26 protein-coding genes are annotated in these 23285 nt (G+C 71.4%); 16 read left to right on the top strand and 10 right to left on the bottom strand.

Features of this window, described 5'->3' with window-relative positions:
* Positions 1–71 precede the first annotated feature (71 nt).
* Both ACZ5DC_RS09840 and ACZ5DC_RS09835 read left to right on the top strand, forming a co-directional pair.
* Entirely contained in the window at positions 72–1502 is a 1431-nt protein-coding gene (locus ACZ5DC_RS09840) for an RDD family protein (RefSeq protein WP_468651116.1), read from the top strand.
* Positions 1503–1567: 65 nt separating this feature from the next.
* Complete coding sequence (locus ACZ5DC_RS09835) at positions 1568–2290, top strand: RDD family protein (protein ID WP_468651114.1); 723 nt, start codon at positions 1568–1570, stop codon at positions 2288–2290.
* 18 nt (positions 2291–2308) lie between these two features.
* On the opposite strand, the gene ACZ5DC_RS09830 is transcribed toward ACZ5DC_RS09835, so the two are convergent.
* Positions 2309–2545 (bottom strand): hypothetical protein, encoded by a 237-nt coding sequence (locus ACZ5DC_RS09830; protein WP_468651112.1) that lies wholly within the window; start codon positions 2543–2545, stop codon positions 2309–2311.
* A 361-nt stretch (positions 2546–2906) separates the two neighbouring features.
* On the opposite strand from ACZ5DC_RS09830, the gene ACZ5DC_RS09825 reads away from it, so the two are divergent.
* On the top strand, positions 2907–5264 hold the full coding sequence (locus ACZ5DC_RS09825) for an immune inhibitor A domain-containing protein (protein ID WP_468651110.1): 2358 nt from the start codon (positions 2907–2909) through the stop codon (positions 5262–5264).
* Positions 5265–5385: 121 nt separating this feature from the next.
* Positions 5386–5706 carry a hypothetical protein gene (locus tag ACZ5DC_RS09820; RefSeq protein ID WP_366750332.1) on the top strand — a complete coding sequence of 107 codons (321 nt, stop codon included), beginning with the start codon at positions 5386–5388 and terminating at the stop codon, positions 5704–5706.
* A 49-nt stretch (positions 5707–5755) separates the two neighbouring features.
* Here the strand turns inward: ACZ5DC_RS09820 and ACZ5DC_RS09815 are convergent, their stop codons facing one another.
* Entirely contained in the window at positions 5756–6349 is a 594-nt protein-coding gene (locus tag ACZ5DC_RS09815; protein WP_468651108.1) for an isochorismatase family protein, read from the bottom strand.
* Positions 6350–6443: 94 nt separating this feature from the next.
* Positions 6444–7790: a nicotinate phosphoribosyltransferase gene (locus ACZ5DC_RS09810; protein WP_468651106.1), complete on the bottom strand. Its 1347-nt coding sequence runs from the start codon at positions 7788–7790 to the stop codon at positions 6444–6446.
* Between the two features lie 65 nt (positions 7791–7855).
* On the opposite strand from ACZ5DC_RS09810, the gene clpS reads away from it, so the two are divergent.
* The 8 genes from clpS to ACZ5DC_RS09770 all read left to right on the top strand — a co-directional run bounded on the left by clpS (position 7856) and on the right by ACZ5DC_RS09770 (position 13207).
* On the top strand, positions 7856–8164 hold the full coding sequence (gene clpS, locus ACZ5DC_RS09805; RefSeq protein ID WP_014672994.1) for an ATP-dependent Clp protease adapter ClpS: 309 nt from the start codon (positions 7856–7858) through the stop codon (positions 8162–8164).
* A gap of 10 nt (positions 8165–8174) precedes the next feature.
* Positions 8175–8780: a DUF2017 domain-containing protein gene (locus ACZ5DC_RS09800; RefSeq protein WP_468651103.1), complete on the top strand. Its 606-nt coding sequence runs from the start codon at positions 8175–8177 to the stop codon at positions 8778–8780.
* A gap of 330 nt (positions 8781–9110) precedes the next feature.
* Positions 9111–10529, top strand: coding sequence for an amino acid permease (locus ACZ5DC_RS09795; RefSeq protein ID WP_468651101.1), 1419 nt, complete (start codon positions 9111–9113; stop codon positions 10527–10529).
* 189 nt (positions 10530–10718) lie between these two features.
* On the top strand, positions 10719–11141 hold the full coding sequence (locus ACZ5DC_RS09790) for a M67 family metallopeptidase (RefSeq protein ID WP_171155802.1): 423 nt from the start codon (positions 10719–10721) through the stop codon (positions 11139–11141).
* A gap of 79 nt (positions 11142–11220) precedes the next feature.
* Complete coding sequence (locus ACZ5DC_RS09785) at positions 11221–11316, top strand: putative leader peptide (protein WP_309550412.1); 96 nt, start codon at positions 11221–11223, stop codon at positions 11314–11316.
* Positions 11317–11404: 88 nt separating this feature from the next.
* On the top strand, positions 11405–11683 hold the full coding sequence (locus tag ACZ5DC_RS09780; RefSeq protein WP_468651098.1) for a MoaD/ThiS family protein: 279 nt from the start codon (positions 11405–11407) through the stop codon (positions 11681–11683).
* A 17-nt stretch (positions 11684–11700) separates the two neighbouring features.
* A complete protein-coding gene (locus ACZ5DC_RS09775) occupies positions 11701–12651 on the top strand; it encodes a PLP-dependent cysteine synthase family protein (RefSeq protein ID WP_366750338.1) in 951 nt (316 codons plus the stop codon).
* A gap of 94 nt (positions 12652–12745) precedes the next feature.
* Entirely contained in the window at positions 12746–13207 is a 462-nt protein-coding gene (locus ACZ5DC_RS09770) for a hypothetical protein (RefSeq protein ID WP_468651096.1), read from the top strand.
* Between the two features lie 7 nt (positions 13208–13214).
* On the opposite strand, the gene ACZ5DC_RS09765 is transcribed toward ACZ5DC_RS09770, so the two are convergent.
* Positions 13215–13673, bottom strand: a complete 459-nt coding sequence (locus ACZ5DC_RS09765; protein WP_468651094.1) for a type II toxin-antitoxin system PemK/MazF family toxin — start codon at positions 13671–13673, stop codon at positions 13215–13217.
* A 238-nt stretch (positions 13674–13911) separates the two neighbouring features.
* Between ACZ5DC_RS09765 and ACZ5DC_RS09760 the strand changes: the two genes are divergently transcribed.
* Complete coding sequence (locus ACZ5DC_RS09760) at positions 13912–14664, top strand: MBL fold metallo-hydrolase (protein ID WP_468651092.1); 753 nt, start codon at positions 13912–13914, stop codon at positions 14662–14664.
* Between the two features lie 74 nt (positions 14665–14738).
* Here the strand turns inward: ACZ5DC_RS09760 and ACZ5DC_RS09755 are convergent, their stop codons facing one another.
* Positions 14739–16001: a PTS transporter subunit EIIC gene (locus ACZ5DC_RS09755; RefSeq protein WP_468651090.1), complete on the bottom strand. Its 1263-nt coding sequence runs from the start codon at positions 15999–16001 to the stop codon at positions 14739–14741.
* Between the two features lie 156 nt (positions 16002–16157).
* Complete coding sequence (locus ACZ5DC_RS09750; protein ID WP_468651088.1) at positions 16158–17459, bottom strand: PTS transporter subunit EIIC; 1302 nt, start codon at positions 17457–17459, stop codon at positions 16158–16160.
* Between the two features lie 155 nt (positions 17460–17614).
* On the opposite strand from ACZ5DC_RS09750, the gene ACZ5DC_RS09745 reads away from it, so the two are divergent.
* The 3 genes from ACZ5DC_RS09745 (at position 17615) to ACZ5DC_RS09735 (ending at position 19169) form a co-directional block, all read left to right on the top strand.
* The gene (locus ACZ5DC_RS09745) at positions 17615–17848 is read left to right on the top strand and encodes a PTS sugar transporter subunit IIB (RefSeq protein ID WP_014672981.1); all 234 of its coding nucleotides are present in this window, start codon (positions 17615–17617) and stop codon (positions 17846–17848) included.
* 78 nt (positions 17849–17926) lie between these two features.
* Complete coding sequence (gene rph / locus ACZ5DC_RS09740; protein WP_366750344.1) at positions 17927–18661, top strand: ribonuclease PH; 735 nt, start codon at positions 17927–17929, stop codon at positions 18659–18661.
* Between the two features lie 115 nt (positions 18662–18776).
* Positions 18777–19169: a prefoldin domain-containing protein gene (locus tag ACZ5DC_RS09735; protein WP_468651085.1), complete on the top strand. Its 393-nt coding sequence runs from the start codon at positions 18777–18779 to the stop codon at positions 19167–19169.
* 24 nt (positions 19170–19193) lie between these two features.
* On the opposite strand, the gene ACZ5DC_RS09730 is transcribed toward ACZ5DC_RS09735, so the two are convergent.
* From ACZ5DC_RS09730 to ACZ5DC_RS09715, 4 genes are read right to left on the bottom strand one after another with little or no spacing between them, the layout of a single operon-like run.
* Positions 19194–19847 carry a DUF1707 SHOCT-like domain-containing protein gene (locus tag ACZ5DC_RS09730; protein ID WP_468651083.1) on the bottom strand — a complete coding sequence of 218 codons (654 nt, stop codon included), beginning with the start codon at positions 19845–19847 and terminating at the stop codon, positions 19194–19196.
* Between the two features lie 9 nt (positions 19848–19856).
* Positions 19857–20870, bottom strand: a complete 1014-nt coding sequence (locus ACZ5DC_RS09725; RefSeq protein ID WP_468651081.1) for an ABC transporter ATP-binding protein — start codon at positions 20868–20870, stop codon at positions 19857–19859.
* 1 nt (position 20871) lies between these two features.
* Positions 20872–21726: an ABC transporter permease gene (locus ACZ5DC_RS09720; protein WP_468651299.1), complete on the bottom strand. Its 855-nt coding sequence runs from the start codon at positions 21724–21726 to the stop codon at positions 20872–20874.
* Position 21727: 1 nt separating this feature from the next.
* Positions 21728–22528, bottom strand: a complete 801-nt coding sequence (locus ACZ5DC_RS09715; protein WP_468651079.1) for an ABC transporter permease — start codon at positions 22526–22528, stop codon at positions 21728–21730.
* Positions 22529–23285 lie beyond the last annotated feature (757 nt).

Here is a 23285-nt window from a genome sequence, read left to right as displayed (position 1 = left end):
GTGGGGGATGCCCGGGTCTGATAGATGTGGAGGCCCCCATCCCACCCCCGAGCAGATACGGGACGACGGACATGAGCGCCCCAACCCCGGCCCCCGGCGACGACCGGCCCCGCGAGGGCTACTACCCGGACCCGTCCATCCCCGGCTACGTCCGGTACTGGAACGGCGCCTCCTGGGTGCCCGGCACGAGCCGCCCGGCGCCGGAGAACGGTGAACCGCTCACCCCGCCCCCCGGCGCCCGCCCGGCGCCCCCTTCCGTGGAGGAGACGGGCCCCCACTTCTTCGACGAGGACCCGCCGGGCGGGGAGCAGCCGGGCGGCGCCGGTCAGCCGGACCGGCAGGGCGCCCGGCCCGCGCAGGGCGCGCCGGGCGCGCAGTGGGGCCGGCCCGGTGAACCCTGGGGTGCCGACCCCCGGGTGCCGGCCGAGGCCCCCGACGGCCGTGCCACCGCCCGGACCGACGGCACCGCGACGATCCCGCCGGCGCAGGACGACCCCCACGACCCCGGCACCTTCATCTTCCGCCGCCCGATCCCCGGCCCGGCGGCGGCCGACCGCACCGACGACGGCACGATGACCTTCCGTCCGGTCCCGCCCGCCCCGCCGGGCCCGTCCGGGACCGGCAGCGGCCCGGCCGGCTTCGGCGCGCAGGGCCCGCTCGGCGCGCCCGCGAACTCCGGCTTCGGCGCCGGAAAGGCCGCCGCGGCCCGCGCCGCCGCCGAGCGGACACCCCCGGCGGCCCAGGGACCGCAGACGCCGTCCATTCCGCAGCCGGCCCCCGCGCCCCAGCCCTCCCCGGCCGTCCCCGCTCCCGCCCCCGTGGCGCCGTCGGTGCCCCATCAGGCGGTTCCCGGGCAGGCCGGTGTCCCCGCCACCCCGCTGACCAGCGGACCCGGTGGCGGGCAGACCTCCTGGGCGCAGCAGGTGCACCAGCTGGCCGGGGGCGGGGACGACCAGCCCGTGGCGCCGTGGAAGCCGCCGGTGGAGGACGTCTTCCAGGCCGCCGCGCGCCGGCAGGCAGCCGCCCGCCCCGCCGGGCTCGGCAAGCGGCTCGCCGCGCGGCTGATCGACCTCGTCGTCATCGGCGCCGTGACGGCCGCCGCGGCGGTCCCGCTCGGCGTCCGGGCCGTGGACCACGTCCAGCGGAAGATCGACGAGGCCCGGCTCTCCGGCCACGAGGTCACGGTCTGGCTGGTCGACGGCACGACCGGCACCAGCCTCGGGATCGTCCTGGCCGTCCTGCTCCTGGCCGGTGTCCTGTACGAGGTGCTCCCCACGGCCAGGTGGGGCCGCACCCTCGGCAAGAAGCTGTGCGGTCTCGAGGTCCGGGACATCGAGGCGCACGAGCCCCCGGCGTTCGGCGCGGCACTGCGCCGCTGGCTGGTCCTCAGCGTGCCGGGCCTGCTGGCCGTCGGGATCGTGGGCGTGCTGTGGTGCCTGTCCGACCGGCCCTGGCACCAGTGCTGGCACGACAAGGCGGCCCACACCTTCGTGGCCGGCTGAGCGCGCGTACTCCGTCCGGCCGTCTGCCGGATGCGCGGCCGCGCTCTTCGGGTTCCACTCGGGCCATGAGCAGCGAACCGCCCCCCGGCTCCGGAGAGCAGCCCCCCGAGGACGACCCGTTCAGGAAGCGGCCCCCGTCGGACCAGGGCTCGGGCTCGCCGTACGGCGCCCCGTACGGCGGCGCCCAGCCCCCTCCGCCGGGCGGCGGCGCGGGCGGTCCCTACGGCGGCGGTCCTTACGGCGGCGGTCCCTACGGCGGCGGTCCGGGCGGTCCTTACGGCGGTGGTCCGGGCGGCGGCCCCTACGGTCCCGGCGGCTACCCCGCCGACCCGCTGGCCGGCATGCCCCCACTGGCCGACAGCGGCAAGCGGACGCTCGCGCGCATCATCGACATGATCCTGGTCGGCATCGTCGTGCTGCTGCTCACCTGGGCGGTCGGGGTGAGCGCGTACACCATCGACAGCGAGCGCGCGCAGGTCGGCAGGTCACTCGCCCAGTCCGTCATCGCCGCCGTGCTCTACATCGCGTACGACACCGTCATGATGTCCAGGTCGGGGCAGACCCTCGGCAAGAAGTGGCTCGGCCTGCGGGTGGCCAACCTGGACAACGGCGCCACGCCCTCCGTGCAGACCATGCTGATCCGCTCCCTGGTGCTGTGGGTGCCGTTCGCCTTCTGCTGCGCGTGCGTCTGGACGGCCGTCTCGGGCGGCTGGAGCTTCTTCGACAAGCCGTACAAACAGGGCCTGCACGACAAGGCGGCCAAGACGGTGGTGGTCAGCACCGGCTGAGCCGCCTGCCGGGAGCGGTCACAGCGCCGTGGGCACGCGTTCCTCCTCCGTGACGGGCCCGGCGGGCGTCCGCTCCGCGCGCCCCCCGGGGACGGGGACCGTCAGGGCGACCAGCAGGCCCAGCGCGAGGGCCGCGAGGGCGATGACGGCGACCCCGACGCCCGAACTCGTCTGGGACAGCAGCAGCATGGCGAGCGTCGAGAAGATCACGGTGCAGGAACCGTAGGCGAGCTGTGCGGCGGTCGGACGAGGCATGGCAATCGTGTCCTCGGCAGTCTTCGGAAGTCGGGGGTGCCACTCTGTTGGCCTGCATGCCCGAGCGGGACGCCCGGTAAGCGTGACCTAACCCACGGTACCGGTGCACAGGGGGCGCACGGAGTCACCGTCCCGGCCAAACGGGCGTTCGTCCGCGCCCGTTGGCGTCGGCGACACGCGTCCGTAAAGCGAACGCCACCTCCGCATAGTGCACTTGTCCTGCTCAAGTCAAGGTCTGTTTTTTCAGCTAAACCTCTAGTCAAATGTCGTCACTTGACTACACGCGTTGATCGTGCGCGCACGGATTCCTCCATCACCCGGAACCCTCTGTCCGTGTGCGCGGCGCGGGGGAGGAACTCAAGTGACAGGCAGATCCTGGACGTTCAGAGCGGCCGCCATCGGTGTGACGCTCGCGGCGGCCTCCGCCACGTTCGCCACCTTCGCCGTCGCGGAGGCGGGCACCCAGGCCCAGAGCGCCGCCGCCAACCGGCACGACCCGGCTCCGGTGAAGCAGCGCACGCACGATTTGGACGGCCCCCTGAGCAAGACCCAGGAGGCGCAGCGCAAGGAAGCCCTGAACCAGCTCATAGCGGGCAAGGCCACCGCGAAGGAGCGCAACGGCTCCAAGGTCGTCGAGCTCAAGAGCCGCAAGGGGCACAGCAAGTACGTCGAGCTGAGCCGCGAGAAGACCGACAAGATCTTCACGATCCTGGTGGAGTTCGGCGACAAGACCGACCCCAAGTTCGGCGGCACCGCGGGCCCGCTGCACAACACGATCGCCGCGCCGGACCGCAAGAAGGACAACTCGACGGCCTGGCAGAAGGACTACAACCAGAAGCACTTCCAGGATCTCTACTTCGGCACCGGCAAGAAGACCGAGTCGCTGAAGAAGTACTACGAGAAGCAGTCCTCGGGCCGCTACTCGGTCTCCGGTGAGGTCTCCGACTGGGTCAAGGTCCCCTACAACGAGGCCCGTTACGGCAACAACGCCTGCGGTTCCACCAACTGCCCGAGCGTGTGGAACGTCGTCAGCGACGGCCTGAACGCCTGGGTCGCCCAGCAGAAGAAGGCCGGCCGCACCGACGCCGACATCAAGAAGGACCTCGCCCAGTACGACCAGTGGGACCGGTACGACTACGACGGCGACGGCAACTTCAACGAGCCGGACGGCTACGTCGACCACTTCCAGATCGTGCACGCCGGTGAGGACGAGTCCGCGGGCGGCGGCGCCCAGGGCACGGACGCGATCTGGGCCCACCGCTGGTACGCCTTCGGCACCGACGCCGGCGCCACCGGCCCCGTGAACAACAAGCTCGGCGGCACGCAGGTCGGCGACACCGGCGTCTGGGTCGGGGACTACACCATCCAGCCGGAGAACGGCGGCCTCGGCGTCTACGCCCACGAGTACGGCCACGACCTCGGTCTGCCGGACGAGTACGACACCGCCGGCGGCGACAACTCCACCGGTTTCTGGACGCTGATGTCGTCCGGCTCCTGGCTCGGCACCGGCAAGGAGTCCATCGGCGACCTGCCCGGCGACATGAACGCCTGGGACAAGCTCCAGCTGGGCTGGCTGAACTACGACACCGCCAAGGCCGGCAAGCAGTCCACGCACAAGCTGGGCGTCGCCGAGTACAACACCTGGGACAAGCAGGCCCTCGTGGTGACCCTGCCGGACAAGGCGGTCAGCACCACCATCACCGAGCCGGCGCAGGGCGCCACCCAGTGGTGGAGCGGCAGCGGCAACAACCTGAAGAACACGCTGACCCGTTCCGTGGACCTGACCGGCAAGTCCTCGGCGAGCCTCACCCTGGACGGCTGGTGGGCCACCGAGGCCGGCTACGACTACGTCTACACCGAGGTCTCGACCGACGGCGGCGCCAACTGGACCGCCCTGGACGGCACCGCCGACGGCCAGGCCCTCCCGGTCGACGCCAGCGGCAAGCCGGCGCTCAGCGGCTTCTCGCAGACGCACAAGAAGCTGGTGTTCCCGCTCGACGCCTACGCCGGCAAGAAGATCGACCTGCGCTTCCGCTACGCCACCGACGGCGGTGTCGCGGAGAACGGCTTCACGGCCGACGAGATCGCCGTGACCGCCGACGGCACCCCGCTGTTCTCGGACGACGCCGAGAGCGCGGACGCCGGCTGGACCGCGGACGGCTTCTCCCGCATCGGCGCGTCCTTCACCAAGGACTACAAGCAGTACTACATCGCCGAGAACCGGCAGTACGAGTCGTACGACAAGACGCTGAAGACGGGCCCGTACAACTTCGGCTTCGCGTCGCGCCCGGACTGGGTGGAGCACTACCCGTACCAGAACGGCCTGCTGATCTGGAAGTGGGACACCTCCCAGGCGGACAACAACACGAACGCCGCGAACGGCCACCCGGGCTCCGGTCTGATCCTGCCGGTCGACTCGCACCCGAAGGCGCTGAAGTGGACCGACGGCACGCTGCTGCGCAACCGCATCCAGGCCTACGACTCGCCGTTCAGCCTCTACGCCACGGACGGCATCACGCTGCACAAGGCCGACGTCGCGCTGAAGATCAAGGGTTCGAAGGGTGTCCGGGTCTTCAACGACCACACCAGCACCTACTACGACCCGTCGAACCCGACGGGCGGGGTGAAGGTCACTGACACCAACACCAAGATCACGATCGTCAAGGAGGCCAAGGACGGCTCCACGATCCAGCTCAAGGTCGGCCCCGCGGTGAAGTAGTCCGCATCACCGCAGGTCACAGACGTATCGGCGGCAACCCCTTGGCGGGTTGCCGCCGGTCGTGTTTAGGTGCGTCCTGTGGACCGCTTATTGACACCGACCGGAACGGGGATGTGACCGCATGGCCGCTGGAGGCTTCTGCAAGCTGCCGAACGGCACGGTGGTGGTGGCGCTCAACCTGCCGTACGGCTCCGCCGGGGTGCGGGTTCTCGTGCACGCCCAGAACCGTGCCCGGGCCCTGACCAGGCTCCGGAACCTGGGCCTGCGGGCGATCTACCTCCGGGGGAACGCCGAGCCCCCGACGCCGGACGAGATCACGGCGGTCCTGCACCACCCCGACGGCCTGATATGGCGCACGGCACCGGCCGACAACGCTGTCATGGTCACGGAGCTGTGGCACCCGATCCGGGCGCTGCTGCGCGGGCCGGCGCTGGTGCGGTGAGGAGAGCGGCGGCGGGCCGGCGGGCTTGCCCGCGCCCCCCGCGGGCGCCCTAGCCGCTCACCACGGGCTTGCCGGTGAGTTCCACGCCCGCTTCCCGCAACTGCTCCAGGGCCCGCTCGGTGGTCTCGCCCGCCACCCCGGCCGTCAGGTCCAGGAGGACCTGCGTGCGGAAGCCCTCCCGCGCGGCGTCCAGGGCGGTGGCCCGTACGCAGTGGTCCGTGGCGATGCCCACCACGTCCACTTCCGTGATCTCCCGGGCGCGCAGCCAGTCGGCCAGGGGGACGCCGTTCTCGTCCCTGCCCTCGAAGCCGCTGTACGCGGCCGCGTAGGCGCCCTTGTCGAACACGGCGTCCACCGCGCCGGAGGCGACGGCCGGGGCGAAGTTCGGGTGGAAGCCCACCCCCTCCGTGCCCGCGACGCAGTGCGCGGGCCAGGAGCGGACGTAGTCGGGGTTGTCCGCGAAGTGGCCGCCGGGCGCGATGTGGTGGTCGCGGGTGGCCACCACATGCCGGTATCCGGTGCCCGCCGCCTGGCCGATCAGCTCGGTGATGGCGGCGGCCACGTCGGCACCGCCGGCCACCGCGAGACTGCCCCCCTCGCAGAAGTCGTTCTGCACGTCTACGACGATCAAGGCGCGGCGCATGGTGGGTGTCCTTCGACTGAGAGTGAAGTAACTGAGCCTAGAGAATTCCGGGCTCCGGCGGGAGGGGGCGTCGAGGGGCGGACGGGGTCCCGCTCTAGCTACCCGGGCGCCCTTGGACGTACTCCGTCGGAATGACGGGTTCCCCCCTGGACAGCTGGATCGCGGAGAGCGGCAGATTCGCGCGGGCCGCGATGTGGCGGTCCCGGGCCATGTCCAGCGGCTCCCGGGCGACCACCTCGCCGCCCTTGACCAGCTCCACCAGCAGCTGCCGGTCGGCCAGCTCGGCCGGGACCGCCCCGGTGCCGATGACCTCGGCCTCCGCGACCCCCTCCGCGTCCAGCCGCCGCGCCGCCCACTTGCGGCCCCCGACGGACACCTTGCCGCCGCTGGACTTCTTCGCGACCGGCAGCAGCGGCGCCTTCGGGTCGGCGGATTCGGCGCGGGCCACCAGCTTGTAGACCATGGAGGAGGTCGGGTGCCCGGAGCCGGTCACCAGCTGGGTGCCGACGCCGTACGCGTCCACCGGCGCGGCGGCCAGCGAGGCGATGGCGTACTCGTCCAGGTCGGAGGTCACGACGATCTTCGTGCCGGTCGCGCCCAGCTCGTCCAGCTGCTGGCGCACCCGGTGGGCCACCAGCAGCAGGTCGCCGGAGTCGATGCGGACCGCGCCCAGCTCGGGGCCGGCCACCTCCACCGCCGTACGGACGGCCTCGGCGACGTCGTAGGTGTCCACCAGGAGGGTCGTGCCCCGGCCGAGGGTGTCGACCTGGGCCTGGAAGGCGTCGCGCTCGCGGTCGTGCAGCAGGGTGAAGGCGTGGGCGGAGGTGCCGACGGTCGGGATGCCGTAGCGGAAGCCGGCGGCCAGGTCGGAGGTGGTCGCGAAGCCGCCGACGTAGGCGGCGCGGGCGGCGGCCACCGCGGCCAGCTCGTGGGTGCGGCGGGCGCCCATCTCGATCAGCGGGCGGTCACCGGCGGCGGAGGCCATCCGGGAGGCCGCGGCGGCGATGGCGGAGTCGTGGTTGAGGATGGACAGGATCACGGTCTCCAGCAGGACGCACTCGGCGAAGCTGCCCTCGACGCGCATGACCGGCGAGCCGGGGAAGTACACCTCGCCCTCGGGGTAGCCCCAGATGTCCCCGCTGAAGCGGTAGTCGGCGAGCCACCGCAGGGTCTCGTCGTCGACGATGTCCCGCTCGCGCAGGAAGCCGAGGACCGCGGAGTCGAAGCGGAAGTTCTCCACCGCGTCCAGGACACGGCCGGTGCCGGCCACCACGCCGTAGCGGCGCCCGTCCGGCAGCCGCCGGGTGAAGACCTCGAACACGCTCCGCCGTTCGGCCGTGCCGGCCTTCAGCGCGGCGCGCAGCATCGTCAGCTCGTACTGGTCCGTGAAGAGCGCCGTCGAGGGAACGTCCACCGGCAGCCCAAGGTCCGCTGTGTTCATGGCGAGGAATCGTACTCCCTTTTCGTCGGTGTGACGATTTATGGGGGCCGTGGCAGCATGGCTGTGTGACGTCACCCGCGCCCGTAGAGATCGAACGCACCGAGTCGGCGGAGGAGGTCTTCGCCGTACCCGAGCCCGACGTCCCCTGGGTCACCATCGTGCACAACGACCCGGTCAACCTCATGAGCTATGTGACGTACGTCTTCCAGACGTACTTCGGCTACACCAAGGACAAGGCCACCAAGCTCATGCTCGACGTCCACCACAAGGGCCGGGCGGTCGTCTCCAGCGGGACCCGCGAGGAGATGGAACGCGACGTGCAGGCGATGCACGGCTACGGTCTGTGGGCCACCCTCCAGCAGGACCGGAAGTAAACGCACCCCGATGCCCGGACACTTCGAACCGCTCCCCGGCGGCGGCGCGGCCGTCGCCCTCGACGACGTCGAGATCTCCATCATCCGGTCGCTGGCCGTCCAGCTCCTGGAGCTCATCGGTCCCGGACCCGGCGCCGACGCCCCGGACGACCCGCTCGCCGAGCTGTTCGCGCAGGGCCCGAGCGAGCCCCCCTCCGACCCGGTGCTGCGCAGGCTCTTCCCGGACGCCTACGGCGGCCCGGAGGAGGCCCCCGCCTCGTCGGCGGAGGCCGAGGAGCGACGGGCGCACTCCGCCGAGTTCCGCCGCTTCACGGAGAACGACCTGCGCGCCGGCAAGCGGGAGAACGCCCTCGGGGTGATCCGCAGCCTCGACGCGCTCGCCCCGGTGGACGAGGGCGGGGCGGTGCTCAAGCTGTCGCCCGACGAGTCCCGGCAGTGGCTCGGCGCCCTCAACGACCTGCGGCTGGCGATCGGTTCCCGGCTGGACATCACCGACGAGGACGACACCGACCTGCTGTACCGGCTCCCGGACGAGGACCCGCGCAAGCCGATGGTCATGGCGTACCTGTGGCTCGGCGGGCTCCAGGAGACCCTGGTGACGACCCTGATGCCGTAGTTCGTACGGTTTCGCCCCCTCGGAGCCGTTCGCTCAGAGGACGCTCAAATCCGGATAACGATCCCGTCACCATCGCGGCCGGTTTTGCCGCATTCGGGCGTTCTTTGTCCGCTTTTACCTGTGCGATGCGCCACATCCCACCCCTGTGATCAATATTGCGGCCGTGATAAATCTTCACGACCGCCCGGCCGACACCACCCACGTCCGGCCGGGTGCGCCACCGAGCCGACGACCGTCGGCCAGGCAGACAACTCCATCATCCGGGGGGATCGAGACCCGATCCGAGGCCGACGAAAGGCCCGGGTCGGCATGGAGAAAGGCGCACCACACATGACCTCTGAGAAGGTCACCACCACCCCTGAGGAGGGGTACGAGCGAGGGCTCGGCAGCCGTCAGGTCCAGATGATCGCGATCGGCGGCGCGATCGGCGTCGGGCTCTTCCTGGGCGCCGGCGCGAACATCGCCAAGGCCGGTCCCAGCCTCATCCTGATGTACGCCCTCGCCGGCGTGATCATCTTCTTCATCATGCGGGCCCTGGGCGAACTGCTGCTCTACCGCCCGGTCTCCGGCTCCTTCGCCGAGTACTCCCGGGAGTTCCTCGGCCCGTTCTTCGGCTACTTCACCGGCTGGACGTACTGGCTGATGTGGGTCGTGACCGGCATGGCCGAGCTGACGGCCGCCGCGATCTACGTCCACTACTGGTTCCCCGGCATCCCGCAGTGGGTGACGGCCCTGGTCTTCCTCGTGGTCCTGTTCGTGGCCAATCTGATCTCGGTGAAGCTGTTCGGCGAGATCGAGTTCTGGTTCTCCATGGTCAAGGTCACGGCCCTGATCGGCATGATCGTGATCGGCCTCGGCGTGCTCACCTTCGGCTTCAGCGCCGCGGGCGACACCGCGCACGTGGCGAACCTGTGGCAGTTCGACGGCTTCTTCCCCAAGGGCATCGGCTCCTCGCTGATGACCCTCCAGGGCGTGATGTTCGCCTACCTCGCCGTCGAGCTGGTCGGCGTCACCGCCGGCGAGTCCGAGAACCCGGAGAAGACCCTCCCGAAGGCCATCAACACGCTGCCCTGGCGCATCGCGCTCTTCTACGTCGGCGCCCTCACCGTCATCCTGTGCGTGGTGAAGTGGACCGAGTTCGCGCCGGGCGTCAGCCCCTTCGTGAAGGCGTTCGCGGTCATCGGCATCCCGGCCGGCGCCGGCATCGTCAACTTCGTGGTGCTCACCGCCGCCCTGTCGTCCTGCAACTCCGGCATGTACTCCACCGGCCGCATGCTGCGCACCCTCGCCGACAACGGCGAGGCCCCGCGGGTCTTCTCGAAGCTGTCGTCGACCAAGACCCCCGCGCTCGGCATCACCGTCTCCGTGCTGTTCATGGGCATCGGCGTCGTCCTGAACTACGTCGTCCCGGAGAAGGCCTTCGGCTACGTCACCTCCGTCGCCACCGCGGCCGGCATCTGGACCTGGCTGATGATCCTGATCAGCCACGTCCTGTACCGCCGCGCGGTCGACGCGGGCCGGCTGCCCACCAGCTCCTTCCCGGCGCCCGGCGGCGCGGTGTGCTCGTACATCGCCATCGCCTTCCTGCTCTTCGTCACCGGTCTCATCGCCTACGACGCCGACTCCCGCGTCTGCCTGTACGTCATGGCGGTCTGGGCGGTCGCCCTCGGCATCGGCTGGCTGGTCCTGAAGTCCCGGACGCCGTCCATCGCGGACCGCCGCGAGCCGGAGTTCGAGAAGGTGGGCTGACCCCGGAAGGGGCCCGGGGGAAACCCCGGAAACCCCCGGGGCGGACCCCCCAAGACCCTCCGGAAAGGACGTCCGGCCGTCGGGAGCTCTCGTGGCGCCCCCGGCGGCCGCCGCTCAGGACGTCCGGCATGTGGGCCGTCCCGTACCACTCCTCGGTACGGGACGGCCCCTTTGCTTATCCTGACCCCCATGCTGACCATCACCCAGGCGCTCCACGACCAGATCGTCGCCCACGCGCGCGCGGACCACCCCGACGAGGCGTGCGGGGTGGTCGCCGGACCGGTGGGCTCCGGCCGCCCCGAGCGCTTCGTCCCGATGCTCAACGCGGCCCGCTCGCCCACCTTCTACGAGTTCGACTCCCAGGACCTGCTCAAGCTCTACCGCGAGCTGGACGACCGCGACGAGGAGCCGGTGATCATCTACCACTCCCACACCGCGACCGAGGCCTACCCCTCCCGGACGGACATCAGCTACGCCAACGAGCCCGGCGCGCACTACGTCCTGGTGTCCACCGCCGACACCGACGGCGCCGGAGAGTTCCAGTTCCGCTCCTTCCGCATCCTGGAAGGGGAGGTCACCGAGGAGGAGGTCAAGGTCGTCGAGGCGTACTGATCTCAGTAAGCGGTCGGATGCAGTCCGGGATGTGAAATCACCCTCCGGAACCCGGACCGGGAATCGATACGATGAGCCCATGGTTCTGAACGACGTGAGCGAGAAGGCGCCGGGCACACTGCTCGTGGCGCGGCTGCACGTCGATCTGTGCAGGCTGAACAGCGCCATCTGTTGACGTTCCCCGCCGCCGTACGGCCGTGAGCCGCGGCGTGCCGCGCCGCGCGCCCACACCTTCCGACACTTCCCGACAGGAGCCCGCAACCATGGCCATCGAGGTCCGCATCCCCACCATCCTCCGCCAGTACACCGACGGTCAGAAGGCGGTGGAGGGCAACGGGAGCACCCTCGCCGAGCTGTTCGCCGACCTGGAGTCGCGGCACGCGGGCATCCAGGCCCGCATCGTGGACGGCGACCAGCTGCGCCGCTTCGTCAACGTGTACCTCAACGACGAGGACGTCCGCTTCCTGGACGGCATCGACACCAAGCTGTCGGACGGCGACAACGTCACGATCCTGCCGGCCGTCGCCGGCGGCATGCGCTGATCGGTCACCGAGCAGCGATGCGCTACGACTCCCCGCTGGCCGCGGTGGGCAACACCCCCCTGGTGCGCCTGCCGCGGCTGTCGCCGTCCCCGGACGTGCGGATCTGGGCCAAGCTGGAGGACCGCAACCCCACCGGCTCGGTCAAAGACCGGCCCGCCCTGCACATGATCGAGCAGGCGGAGAAGGACGGCCGGCTGACCCCGGGCTGCACGATTCTCGAACCCACCTCCGGCAACACCGGCATCTCCCTCGCCATGGCGGCCAAGCTCAAGGGCTACCGGATGGTGTGCGTGATGCCGGAGAACACCTCGCAGGAGCGCCGGGACCTGCTCGGCATGTGGGGCGCCGAGATCATCTCCTCCCCGGCCGCCGGCGGTTCCAACACCGCCGTGCGCGTGGCCAAGGAACTGGCCGCCGAGCACCCCGACTGGGTGATGCTCTACCAGTACGGCAACCCGGACAACGCGGGCGCCCACTACGCCACGACCGGCCCCGAGATCCTCGCCGACCTGCCCTCGGTCACCCACTTCGTGGCGGGCCTCGGCACCACCGGCACCCTCATGGGCGTGGGCCGCTACCTGCGCGAGCACAAGCCGGGCGTCCAGATCGTCGCCGCCGAGCCGCGCTACGACGACCTGGTCTACGGCCTGCGCAACCTCGACGAGGGCTTCGTCCCCGAGCTGTACGACGCGTCCGTCCTGACCACCCGGTTCTCGGTCGGCTCGGCCGACGCGGTCACCCGCACCCGGGAGCTCCTCCAGCAGGAGGGCATCTTCGCGGGCGTCTCCACCGGCGCCGCCCTGCACGCGGCGATCGGCGTCGGCCGGAAGGCCGTCAAGGCGGGCGAGAGCGCCGACATCGTCTTCATCGTGGCCGACGGCGGCTGGAAGTACCTCTCCACCGGCGTCTACACCGCGGCCACCACGGAAGAGGCCATCGCGACACTCCACGGCCAGCTCTGGGCCTAGGTGCGGCCTAGGGTCGCTGTCCCGGGACGGCGGATCCGCGCGCGCCGGTGGTACGTCACATCCGTACCAGGACACCGGCAGAAAGGCGGACCCCATGCGCCGTACGACGCTCCTCGCCCCCGCGGCGGCAGCGCTGCTCCTCGCGGGCTGCGGCTCCCAGCAGGACACCGGGAGCAGCGACAAGGTGTCGGCACCGGCCCGCACGGGCACGCCGTCGCCCACCGAGTCCGCCGGAGGCTGCACCGGTCACGTCGAGCTGACGGCCGCCGATCACGGCCGTACCGTGTGCGTGACCGAGGGCGGCGAGGTCCGGCTGACCCTGGACGGCACCCGGGCCCGCCCCTGGCGCCCGCTCGCCGCGCGCGGTACGGGACTGGAGGCCGTCAACGCGGGCTTCGTACTCCAGCCGGGTGACGCCACGGCCGCGTACCGGGCCGTGGCCGCCGGCACGGTGCAGCTCACGTCGTCCCGCCCGCTGTGCGCCGAGCCGACCGCACCGGGCCGGGTCTCCTGCAAGGGCGTCGAGGACTGGACGGTCACCGTGCGCGTCCGGTGAGGCGGAGCTAACCGGCCAGGTGCCGGACCTGGTCCCACAGGACCGGGTCGACCACGCCCACCCGGCGGCGGAAGGCGTCCACCGGGACCTCGCGCAGCTCGTCGGTCCGCAGGAAGCTGGGCCGCCCCTGGGTGTCACCGACCGCGCCGGGCGGCAGCGGGATCACCCCGCAGCGCTCGTCGTGGTACTTGCTGGTGATCTTCGCGACGGTGGCCCGCCCGCCGCGCACGGCCAGCACCAGACAGGGCCGGTCCTTGGCCGCGGCCCCGTCCTCGTAGGGGACCTCCGCCCACCAGATGTCCCCGGGGCGGGGCCGTACGGCGTGTGCCGTCCGCGTTCCCGGGCGGCCCGGTGCCCGCGGGCGCCGGCCACCGGGCCGGTGCCCGCGGCCCCAGCCGTCGACGAGCGTGGCGACCAGCGCGAGCAGTACCACCGCCGCGAGCGCCAGCCACCAGGACGTGTCCATACGACGACGTTACCGGCGCGCGACGGACATCGCGCGCCCTCTTCCGATCCTCGTGCGCCCTGCTTCCAGCCGAACCGGTGACAGTGCAGGTGAGTTCGCCCACAACGGCCCCGGGCGGAGGAGCGACCCGCGCTCTCGCGCCTTAGGCTCGACGGACCGCACGACCCCCGACAGCCCCCGCCCCGCAAGGGGTTTACGTCCCGCCCACCGGTTACCCGCCTACGGAGGTTTCTGCTTCATGAAGCTCACCGTCGTCGGCTGCTCGGGGTCGTTCCCGTCCGCGGAATCGGCCTGTTCGAGCTACCTCGTCGAGGCCGACGGCTTCCGGCTGCTCCTCGACATGGGCAACGGCGCCCTCGGCGAGCTGCAGCGCCACTGCGGTCTCTACGACCTCGACGCGATCTTCCTCAGCCATCTGCACGCCGATCACTGCATCGACATGTGCGCGTACTTCGTGGCGCGCTACTACCGCCATGACGGCGGCCGGTGCGACCCGCTGCCGGTCCACGGCCCCGAGGGCACCGAGCACCGCCTGACCACGGCCTACGCGGACACCCCCTCCGCCTCCTCGATGAGCGAGGTCTTCGACTTCCACACGGTGAAGCCGTCCACGTTCGAGATCGGCCCGTTCACCGTGCACACCGAGCGGGTCCGCCATCCCGTGGAGGCGTACGCCGTCCGGATCGAGCACGACGGCAGGTCCCTGACGTACTCCGGCGACACCGGCGTCACCGCGGCGCTGGACGAGCTGGCCCGGGACACCGACCTGTTCCTGTGCGAGGCCGCGTTCACGCACGGCAAGGAGAGCATTCCCGACCTGCACCTCAACGGCCGCGAGGCGGGACAGACGGCGGCCCGCGCGGGCGCGCGGCGACTCGTCCTCACCCACATCCCGCCGTGGACCGACCCCGAGGTGAACCTGCGGGACGCCCGTGAGGTGTTCGACGGCCCGGTGCACCTGGCGGCACCGGGACAGAGGTACGAGATCTGACGCCCCGGCCGCGCACGACGAGGCCCCCGGAGCGTCCGCTCCGGGGGCCTGCTGTCATGCGGTGACGGCCGGTCTCACGCCTTGGCGAGGTCCTCGACCTCGTCCTCGGGCTCACGGCCCGGGGTCTTCAGGTCGAACTTGAGGATGGCGAACCGGAAGGTCACGTAGTAGATCGCGCCGAAGACGAGACCGACCGGGATGATCAGCCACGGCTTGGTCGCCAGGTGCCAGTTGAGGGCGTAGTCGATCAGGCCGGCGGAGAAGTTGAACCCGGCGTGCGCGCCCAGGCCCCACGTCACGGCCATCGACACCGCGGTGAGCACGGCGTGCAGGACGTACAGCAGCGGCGCGACGAACATGAAGGAGAACTCGATCGGCTCGGTGACGCCGGTGACGAACGAGGTCAGCGCGAGCGAGACCATCATGCCGAGCACCGCCTTGCGGCGCTCCGGACGGGCGCAGTGGGCGATGGCGAGCGCGGCGGCCGGCAGGCCGAACATCATGATCGGGAAGAAACCGGTCTGGAACAGACCGGCGGACGGGTCGCCGGCGAGGAAGCGGGTGATGTCGCCGTGCACGATCTCGCCCGAGGCGTTCTTGAAGTCGCCGAGCTGGAACCACGCCACGGTGTTGACGAACTGGTGCATGCCGACCGGGATGAGCGCGCGGTTCACCGCGCCGAACAGGGCCGCGCCGCCGGCTCCCAGACCGGTCATCCACTCGCCGAAGTGCGCTATGCCGTTGCCGATCGGCTCCCAGACGAGGCCGAAGAAGACGCCCAGCACGATGCCGACGAAGGCCGTGATGATCGGCACGAGCCGGCGGCCGTTGAAGAAGCCGAGCCAGTCGACCAGCTTCGTGCGGTGGAACCGCTGCCACAGCACGGCCGCGAGCAGACCCATGATGATGCCGCCGAGGACACCGGGGTCGTTGTACGTCGCCTCGACGATCTTGCCGTTCTCGATGTGCTGCTCGGTCAGCGGGAAGGCCTGGAGGACCTTGCTGTAGACGAGGAAGCCGACCACCGCGGCGAGGGCCGTGGAACCGTCGGACTTCTTGGCGAAGCCGATGGCCACACCGATGCAGAACAGCAGCGGAAGGGAGCCGGTGAGCGCGCCGCCCGCGTTGTTGAACACGGCGGCGACCTTGTCCCAGCCCAGGCCGTCCTTGCCGAAGATGTCGTCCTGGCCGAGGCGGACCATGATGCCCGCCGCGGGCAGCACGGCGATCGGGAGCTGTAGGCTGCGACCGACCTTCTGCAGGCCCTGGAACAGGCCTGCTCCCCGCTTCTTCCCCGGCTTGGCCGCCGGGGCCGCCGTTTCGGTGGCGGTGCTCATACTTCCTCCATCGGGCAAGGCGCCGCCCGGGAACCATGGAAGGGGACGGCAGCGTCTCTGGTCTACACCACCTGTGGTGTAGACCTGTTGTAGCACGATGAAGGCGGCGTAAGGAACCCGCGAATCCGCTACCGCGGCGCTACGCGCTGTGCGCCGTCAGGCCTCGGTGACGTCCTCGACGTCATCCGCCGGCTCCCGCCCCGGCGTCTTCAGGTCGAACCGCGTGATCGCGACGCGGAACACCAGGTAGTACACGGCCGCGAAGCACAGGCCGATCGGGACGATCGCCCACGGTCTCGTCGCCAGGTTCCAGTTGATCACGTAGTCGATCAGGCCCGCCGAGAAGCTGAAGCCGTCGTGCACCCCGAGCGCCCAGGTCACCGCCATCGACACCCCGGTGAGCACCGCGTGCACCGCGTACAGGGCGGGCGCGATGAACAGGAACGAGTACTCCAGCGGCTCGGTGATGCCGGTCACGAACGACGTCAGCGCGACCGACAGCATCAGGCCGCCGACCTCCTTGCGCCGCTCCGGCCGCGCGCAGTGCGTGATGGCCAGCGCGGCGGCCGGCAGCGCGAACATCATGATCGGGAAGAAGCCCGAGGTGAACTGGCCGGCGTCCGGGTCCCCGGCGAGGAACATGTTGATGTCGCCGTGCACGGGCCTGCCGCCCGGCGGTGTGTACGTGCCGAACTGGAACCAGAGGGGCACGTTCAGGAACTGGTGCAGGCCGATCACGAGGAGCGCGCGGTTGGCGACACCGAACACGCCGGCCCCCCAGGCGCCCGCGTCCCGCAGCCAGCGGCTCAGGCTCTCCAGCGCGTCGCCGACCGGCGGCCAGACCCACAGGCACAGCGCCGCGAACGCGATGGCCACGAACGCCATGATGATCGGCACCAGCCGGCGGCCGTTGAAGAAGCCCAGCCAGTCCACCAGCCGCGTGCGGTGGTACCGCGCCCAGAAGAAGGCCGCCAGCAGCCCCATCACGATGCCGCCGAACACCCCCGGGTTCTGGAACGTGAACGGCGTCACCGCCCCCACCCCCGCGCCGGAGCTCACCTGGCAGCCCACGTCCGGCACCGCCGAGGAGCCCCCCGGGCACCGCTGCGGGAACTGGTGCAGCACGCTGTAGTAGACGAGGAAGCCGGTCACCGCCGCCAGCGCCGTGGAGCCGTCCGCCTTCCTCGCCATCCCGATCGCGACCCCCACGCAGAACAGCAGGGGCAGGCCGAGCGACCCGTCGAGCAGCGCGCCGCCCGCGCCCTTCATCACCTTCGAGACGCCGGTCCAGCCCAGACCGTCCGCACCGAACACGTCGGGCTGGCCGAGCCGGTTGAGGATGCCCGCCGCCGGCAGCACCGCGATGGGAAGCTGAAGGCTGCGGCCCATCTTCTGCAGGCCCTGGAAGACGCGGTGCCGACGGGCCCGGGCGGGACCCGCCGTGCTCGGTGCACTCATGGGTTTGGCGACCTTCCCCACGGTGGTGTAGACCAGTCGACGGACGGTTCCGCTGTCGTGATCGCCATCATCCGGCACGGACGGCATGACCGCTCGCGAAGATGGGCCAACTGTGGGTTACTGCGACAAAGCGGTTCGGAGCAGGGAGAAGGAACATGGCCAGCAAGGCTGAGAAGATCGTCGCCGGACTCGGTGGCATCGACAACATCGAGGAGATCGAGGGCTGCATCACCCGGCTGCGCACCGAGGTGTCCGACCCCGCTCTGGTCGACGAGGCCGCCCTGAAGGCCGCCGGCGCCCACGGCGTCGTCAAGATGGGCACGGCCATCCAGGTCGTCATCGGCACCGACGCCGACCCGATCGCCGCGGAGATCGAAGACATGATGTGAGCCGTCCCGGTTCACCCCGAAGGGGCTCTTCCCGACACCGGAAGAGCCCCTTCCCCGTGTACGGCTAGGCTCGTCGCCATGTCTCGCATCGACGGCCGTACCCCCGAACAGCTCCGCCCGGTCACCATCGAACGCGGATGGAGCAAGCACGCCGAGGGCTCCGTCCTCGTCTCCTTCGGCGACACCAAGGTCTTCTGCACCGCCTCCGTCACCGAGGGCGTCCCGCGCTGGCGCAAGGGCAGCGGCGAAGGCTGGGTCACCGCGGAGTACGCCATGCTGCCCCGCGCCACCAACACCCGCGGCGACCGCGAGTCCGTCAAGGGCAGGATCGGCGGCCGCACCCACGAGATCTCCCGGCTCATCGGCCGCTCCCTGCGCGCCGTCATCGACTACAAGGCGCTCGGCGAGAACACCGTCGTCCTCGACTGCGACGTCCTCCAGGCCGACGGCGGCACGCGCACGGCCGCCATCACTGGCGCGTACGTCGCGCTCGCCGACGCCGTCGCCTGGGCCCAGGGCAAGAAGCTGGTCAAGGCCGGCCGGCAGCCGCTCACCGGCACCGTGAGCGCCGTCTCCGTCGGCATCGTCGGCGGGGTCCCGCTGCTCGACCTCTGCTACGAGGAGGACGTGCGCGCCGACACCGACATGAACGTCGTCTGCACCGGTGACGGCCGCTTCGTCGAGGTCCAGGGCACCGCCGAGGCCGCGCCGTTCGCCCGCGAGGAACTCGACGCCCTGCTCGGCCTCGCCGTCACCGGCTGCCGGGAACTCGCCGTCATCCAGCAGGCGGCACTGGCGGCCACGCGCGCGTAAAGAGATCCCCAAGTCCGCGGGGCAACCCGGCGGACCCCCGCGACGTCCCAGTGGGTACGGGCGCACGGCTCACCGGCGTGCGCCCGGCCAGCCGTACCAGGGGAGGGACACCACCATGGCCGCCAGCCGACGCCGACTCACCGTTGTCGCCGCCGTAGCGACCGCCGCGCTCGCCGCCGGCCTCACCACCGGCTGCGACGCCGTGGACAAGGCGCTGGACTGCGTGCAGACCGCCGACGCCATCGCCGACAACGTCACCGGACTCCAGCAGGCCGTGGAGAACGCGGCGAACGACCCCTCCCAGGCCGACGCGTCGCTCGACTCCATCGAGAAGAGCCTGCGGAAGATCGGCGACAAGACGGACGACACCGACGTCAACAAGGCCGTGGACGACCTTCAGCAGGCGGTCGGCGCCGTACGCACGGCCATCAGGAACGGCGACGGGACACCGGACGTCAGCCCCGTGACGGACGCGGCCGGAGAGCTGACCAAGGTCTGCACGTCGTAGGCGCGGACCCCCGGCGCACCGCGCTCAGCGCAGCTTCCTCAGGCGTTTGCGCTCCCCGCGCGGAAGCTTGCGCTCCACGCCCACCCCGCCCCAGAACGCCACCCCGCTGATGATCACGCGGGGCGCGCCCGGCTCGGGCGGGCCGTCGTCCCGCGGGTGTTCGAAGGCCCCCATCACACCGATGCCGCGCACGACGACCTCGACACCGGGCGGCACGATCACCTGGACCCCGCCCATGATCACCACACAGTGGATCTCGACCTCACCGGCGGCGAAGTCCGCCTCGCGCAGGTCGAGTTCGCCGCCGCCCAGGAACGCGAGGCAGGAGTACCGCCTCGGCACCGTCCAGCGGCCCTTGCGCTCGAAGCCCGACAGGATCGCCGCCGCGCCCCTCGAGGAGCCCTCCGCGCCGGTGATCCGGCCCGCCCAGCCACCGCCCGCCGCCGGGGACTTGACGAAGGAGACCGGCTGGGCCGGTGCGGCGGCGCCGGCCACCGGCAGGTCGCGGGTCAGCGGCGCCAGCTCGCCGTACGTCCGCGCCGTGTAGGCCGCCTCCAGCCGCTCGTCGAACTCCGCCATGTCGAGCCGGCCCTCGGCCAGGGCGTCCCGCAGGACCTCGGCGACCCGGTCACGGTCGGCGTCGGACGCGCGGAGGTCCGGGACTGCGTCGTCGCTCATGCCGGCAGCCTACGAGACGGCCTTCTCCGCGTACATCCGGGCGATGACGGCCTCGATGTCCGGCTCCCGCACCGACAGGTCCACCAGCGGGTACCGGGCGGCCAGATGCGCCACGACCGGTGCCGCCGACTGCCCCGCCGGGAACGCCAGCCACTGCCGGGGGCCCTCCACCCGCACCACCCGGGCCGACGGCACCTGGACCGGCGGCAGCTCCCGCTCCAGGTCCACCACCAGCGTCCGCTCGCTCTCGCCGGCCTCGTGCAGCCCCGCCAGCGCACCGTCGTACACCAGGCGCCCGTGGTCGATCACCATCACCCGCGAGCACAACTGCTCGATGTCCTGGAGGTCGTGCGTGGTGAGCAGCACCGTCGTGCCGCGCTCGGCGTTCACCTCCCGCAGGAACTCCCGCACCCTGGCCTTCGACACGACGTCCAGACCGATCGTCGGCTCGTCCAGGTACAGCACGTCCGGGTCGTGCAGCAGCGCCGCCGCGATGTCACCGCGCATCCGCTGCCCCAGCGACAGCTGCCGCACCGGCACGTCCAACAGGGCGCCCAGGTCCAGCAGTTCCACCAGCCGGTCCAGGTTCTCGCGGTAACGGGCGTCCGGGATGCGGTACATGCGGTGCGCCAGCCGGTAGGAGTCGATCAGCGGCAGGTCCCACCACAGCGTGGTCCGCTGACCGAACACCACCCCGATCCGGTGCGCGAGCCGCGACCGCTCCCGCGCCGGATCGATGCCCGCCACCCGCAGCCGCCCGGCGCTCGGCGTCAGGATCCCGGTCAGCATCTTGATCGTCGTCGACTTCCCGGCGCCGTTCGGCCCGATGTACCCGACCATCTCGCCGCGCCCCACGGTGAACGACAGCGAGTCCACCGCCCGCACCTCGTGCCGCTCCCGCCGCAGGAACCCGGTCCTGCGGCGCACCTCGAAGACCTTCTCGACCCGCTCCAGCGCGATGAAGCCGTCCCCCGGGACGCCGTCCCGTGCGATGCCGTCGTCCCCTGTGATCACGTCACTCACGCTAGCTCCCTGTGCTGCGGTACGAACGAAGTCCCGCCCGCCAGGCCAGCCCCGCGAGCGCGCCGCAGCCGACCGCCACCAGCGGGGGCGTGAACGCGGTCCACTCCGGCAGGCCCAACGGGTACGGCCGCCCCAGCACGTAGGTCGCGGGCAGCCAGTTGACGAAGGCCAGCGGCAGCACGAAGGTCACCCCGCGCACCAGCTCCTTCGCGAACACGGTCGGCGGGTACTGGAGCAGCGTCGTACCGCCGTAGGTGAAGGCGTTCTGCACCTCCGAGGCGTCCTGCGCCACGAACTGGAACGCCGCGCCCGCCACGAACACCGCGCAGAAGATGCCGCAGCCGCTCACCACCATAACCGGCATCAGCAGCAGCCTGTCCGCCGTCCAGTCGATGTCCACCCGGGTCAGCGACCAGCCCAGCACCAGCGCCCCCTGCGTCACCCGGCCCAGCCGCCTGAGCGCGAACCGGTCCGCCGCCACCTGCGCCAGCACCGGCGCAGGGCGCACCAGCAGCGTGTCCAGCGTGCCGTCCCTGACCCGCCGGCCCAGCCGGTCCATCGACCCGATCACCAGGTCCGCCAGCCCGAAGGAGGTCGCGGACAGGCCGTACAGGAACGCCACCTCGGGCAGCGGGTAGCCGCCCAGGGCGTCCACCCGGGAGAACATCAGCATGATCGCGACGAAGTCGAGGAAGGTCGCGGCGAAGTTCCCGAACGTGGTCATGGCGAAGGACGCCCGGTAGGCCATCGTGGAGCGCACCCACATCCCCGCGATCAGCCGGTACGCCCGCACGCCCTCGGCCAGCCGGCGGGCCGGGCCGGGAGCCTGGCGGGGGCCCTGGCCGGGGGCCTGGATCTCAGCCACCCTGCACCACCACCCGGCGCGTGGCCGCCGACTGCACCAGCCGCCCGGCCCCCAGCAGCGCCACCGCCCACGCGGCCTGGAAGAGATAGGTGGGCAGCGGGTCCGCGCGCCCCAGCAGCACGTCCGCCGGGCCTTGCAGCAGCGACGACCAGGGCAGCACCCGTACGACGTCACCGAGCGCGCCCGGGAACACGTTCAGCGGCAGCAGCATGCCCGAGCAGAAGACGCCCAGCAGCCACGCCATCTGCGCCACACCGGCGCCGTCCAGCAGCCAGAACGCGCTCAGCGCCACCAGGTAGCGGATGCCGAAACCGACCAGCATGGCCAGGACCACCGCCACGAGGAACGCCACCCAGGTGCCGGCGTCGGCGGGCAGGTACACCGGGAAGCACAGCGCGCCGAACACGAACGGGACCAGGCCCCGGCCCAGCAGCTGGAAGAACGCCCGGCCGAGGTCCGCAGCCAGCCACCACAGCTGGAGATCGGCGGGCCGGTACAGGTCGATCGCCACGTCCCCCGTACGGATGCGCTCCATCAACTCGTCCTCGACGCCGCCGCCCCCGATCGCGAGGGTCGACAGGAACGCCTGCCCCAGCCAGACGTACGTCACGGCCTGCGCCTGGTCGTACCCGCCCAGATGGGGCCTCTCGTCCCACAGGGCACGGTACGTGTAGACGAGGATGAGACCGAAGACGGTGTTCGTGAACACCCCTGCCGCAGTGGCGGCCCGGTAGGTCGCGTACCGTCTGAATCCCCCTGTCGCCACGGCCGCGTACAACCGTCCCGCGCCCACGCCAGTCGACCTCCTCGGACCGCTCGACACCGAAGCGCAGGAGCCTAGTCCGGAGGCCCGGCGGCCGGCCACGCGATTTCCGGTCGGAAGCGTGCCGGAATCCGGGAACGGAACGCCAGGTGCGAGAGTCTTCAAACAGGGGGAGCGCAGAAGCGTACGAGGCGTACGGGAACGTACGACGCGAAACAGGAGTCCGTGCACGACATGAGCGACGAGCCGCAGCCGCAGCAGCGGAACGAAGGCGTGGCACCGAAAAAGCCGCTGCCGGCTGAAGGGCCCGGAAACCCGGGACGCCGCGAACCGAGCAGCGCACCACCGAATCCCACGGAGGGTGCCAGGAGCGACACCAGCGCACGCGCCGGGGGGCCCGAGGGCCGTGACGGTGGTGTGAGTGACGGGGGCGCCCGGGACGGTGAGGGTGCGTCGAAGGGCGCCGGGGGCACTGGCAGCCGTGGGGGTGCCGGGCGCGCCGAGAGCGCCGGGCGGGCCGGAGGCGCGGGGGAGCCGCAGCGCGACGAGCGGGGGGCCGACGACGCCACCCGTGGCGCCGGTGCGGGTGGCCCGGAGACGGCTGAGCGTGGCGCGGGCCGGACGGCCGGGACCGGCAACGGCCCGGCGGGCTCCCCGGCCCGCCCCGGTTCCGGCACGCCGGGCCCGGCGTCCCGCAACCGCACCGGTGTGCCGGGCACGTCCTCCCAGGACGGCTCCCGCCCCGGGGACCCAGCCGAACAGGACCGGGACCGGACGGCGTCCATCG

This window comes from Streptomyces sp. NPDC031445, assembly GCF_055581365.1.
This window is presented reverse-complemented; position numbering and strand designations above follow the sequence as displayed.

Excerpts from the sequence above, each read along its gene's own strand:
- ACZ5DC_RS09840 (WP_468651116.1), top strand. The coding sequence starts at position 72 with ATGAGCGCCCCAACCCCGGCCCCCGGCGACGACCGGCCCCGCGAGGGC.
- ACZ5DC_RS09835 (WP_468651114.1), top strand. The coding sequence starts at position 1,568 with ATGAGCAGCGAACCGCCCCCCGGCTCCGGAGAGCAGCCCCCCGAGGAC.
- ACZ5DC_RS09830 (WP_468651112.1), bottom strand. The coding sequence starts at position 2,545 with ATGCCTCGTCCGACCGCCGCACAGCTCGCCTACGGTTCCTGCACCGTG.
- ACZ5DC_RS09820 (WP_366750332.1), top strand. The coding sequence starts at position 5,386 with ATGGCCGCTGGAGGCTTCTGCAAGCTGCCGAACGGCACGGTGGTGGTG.
- ACZ5DC_RS09815 (WP_468651108.1), bottom strand. The coding sequence starts at position 6,349 with ATGCGCCGCGCCTTGATCGTCGTAGACGTGCAGAACGACTTCTGCGAG.
- ACZ5DC_RS09810 (WP_468651106.1), bottom strand. The coding sequence starts at position 7,790 with ATGAACACAGCGGACCTTGGGCTGCCGGTGGACGTTCCCTCGACGGCG.
- ACZ5DC_RS09800 (WP_468651103.1), top strand. The coding sequence starts at position 8,175 with ATGCCCGGACACTTCGAACCGCTCCCCGGCGGCGGCGCGGCCGTCGCC.
- ACZ5DC_RS09795 (WP_468651101.1), top strand. The coding sequence starts at position 9,111 with ATGACCTCTGAGAAGGTCACCACCACCCCTGAGGAGGGGTACGAGCGA.
- ACZ5DC_RS09790 (WP_171155802.1), top strand. The coding sequence starts at position 10,719 with ATGCTGACCATCACCCAGGCGCTCCACGACCAGATCGTCGCCCACGCG.
- ACZ5DC_RS09785 (WP_309550412.1), top strand. The coding sequence starts at position 11,221 with ATGGTTCTGAACGACGTGAGCGAGAAGGCGCCGGGCACACTGCTCGTG.
- ACZ5DC_RS09780 (WP_468651098.1), top strand. The coding sequence starts at position 11,405 with ATGGCCATCGAGGTCCGCATCCCCACCATCCTCCGCCAGTACACCGAC.
- ACZ5DC_RS09775 (WP_366750338.1), top strand. The coding sequence starts at position 11,701 with ATGCGCTACGACTCCCCGCTGGCCGCGGTGGGCAACACCCCCCTGGTG.
- ACZ5DC_RS09770 (WP_468651096.1), top strand. The coding sequence starts at position 12,746 with ATGCGCCGTACGACGCTCCTCGCCCCCGCGGCGGCAGCGCTGCTCCTC.
- ACZ5DC_RS09765 (WP_468651094.1), bottom strand. The coding sequence starts at position 13,673 with ATGGACACGTCCTGGTGGCTGGCGCTCGCGGCGGTGGTACTGCTCGCG.
- ACZ5DC_RS09760 (WP_468651092.1), top strand. The coding sequence starts at position 13,912 with ATGAAGCTCACCGTCGTCGGCTGCTCGGGGTCGTTCCCGTCCGCGGAA.
- ACZ5DC_RS09755 (WP_468651090.1), bottom strand. The coding sequence starts at position 16,001 with ATGAGCACCGCCACCGAAACGGCGGCCCCGGCGGCCAAGCCGGGGAAG.
- ACZ5DC_RS09750 (WP_468651088.1), bottom strand. The coding sequence starts at position 17,459 with ATGAGTGCACCGAGCACGGCGGGTCCCGCCCGGGCCCGTCGGCACCGC.
- ACZ5DC_RS09745 (WP_014672981.1), top strand. The coding sequence starts at position 17,615 with ATGGCCAGCAAGGCTGAGAAGATCGTCGCCGGACTCGGTGGCATCGAC.
- rph (WP_366750344.1), top strand. The coding sequence starts at position 17,927 with ATGTCTCGCATCGACGGCCGTACCCCCGAACAGCTCCGCCCGGTCACC.
- ACZ5DC_RS09735 (WP_468651085.1), top strand. The coding sequence starts at position 18,777 with ATGGCCGCCAGCCGACGCCGACTCACCGTTGTCGCCGCCGTAGCGACC.
- ACZ5DC_RS09730 (WP_468651083.1), bottom strand. The coding sequence starts at position 19,847 with ATGAGCGACGACGCAGTCCCGGACCTCCGCGCGTCCGACGCCGACCGT.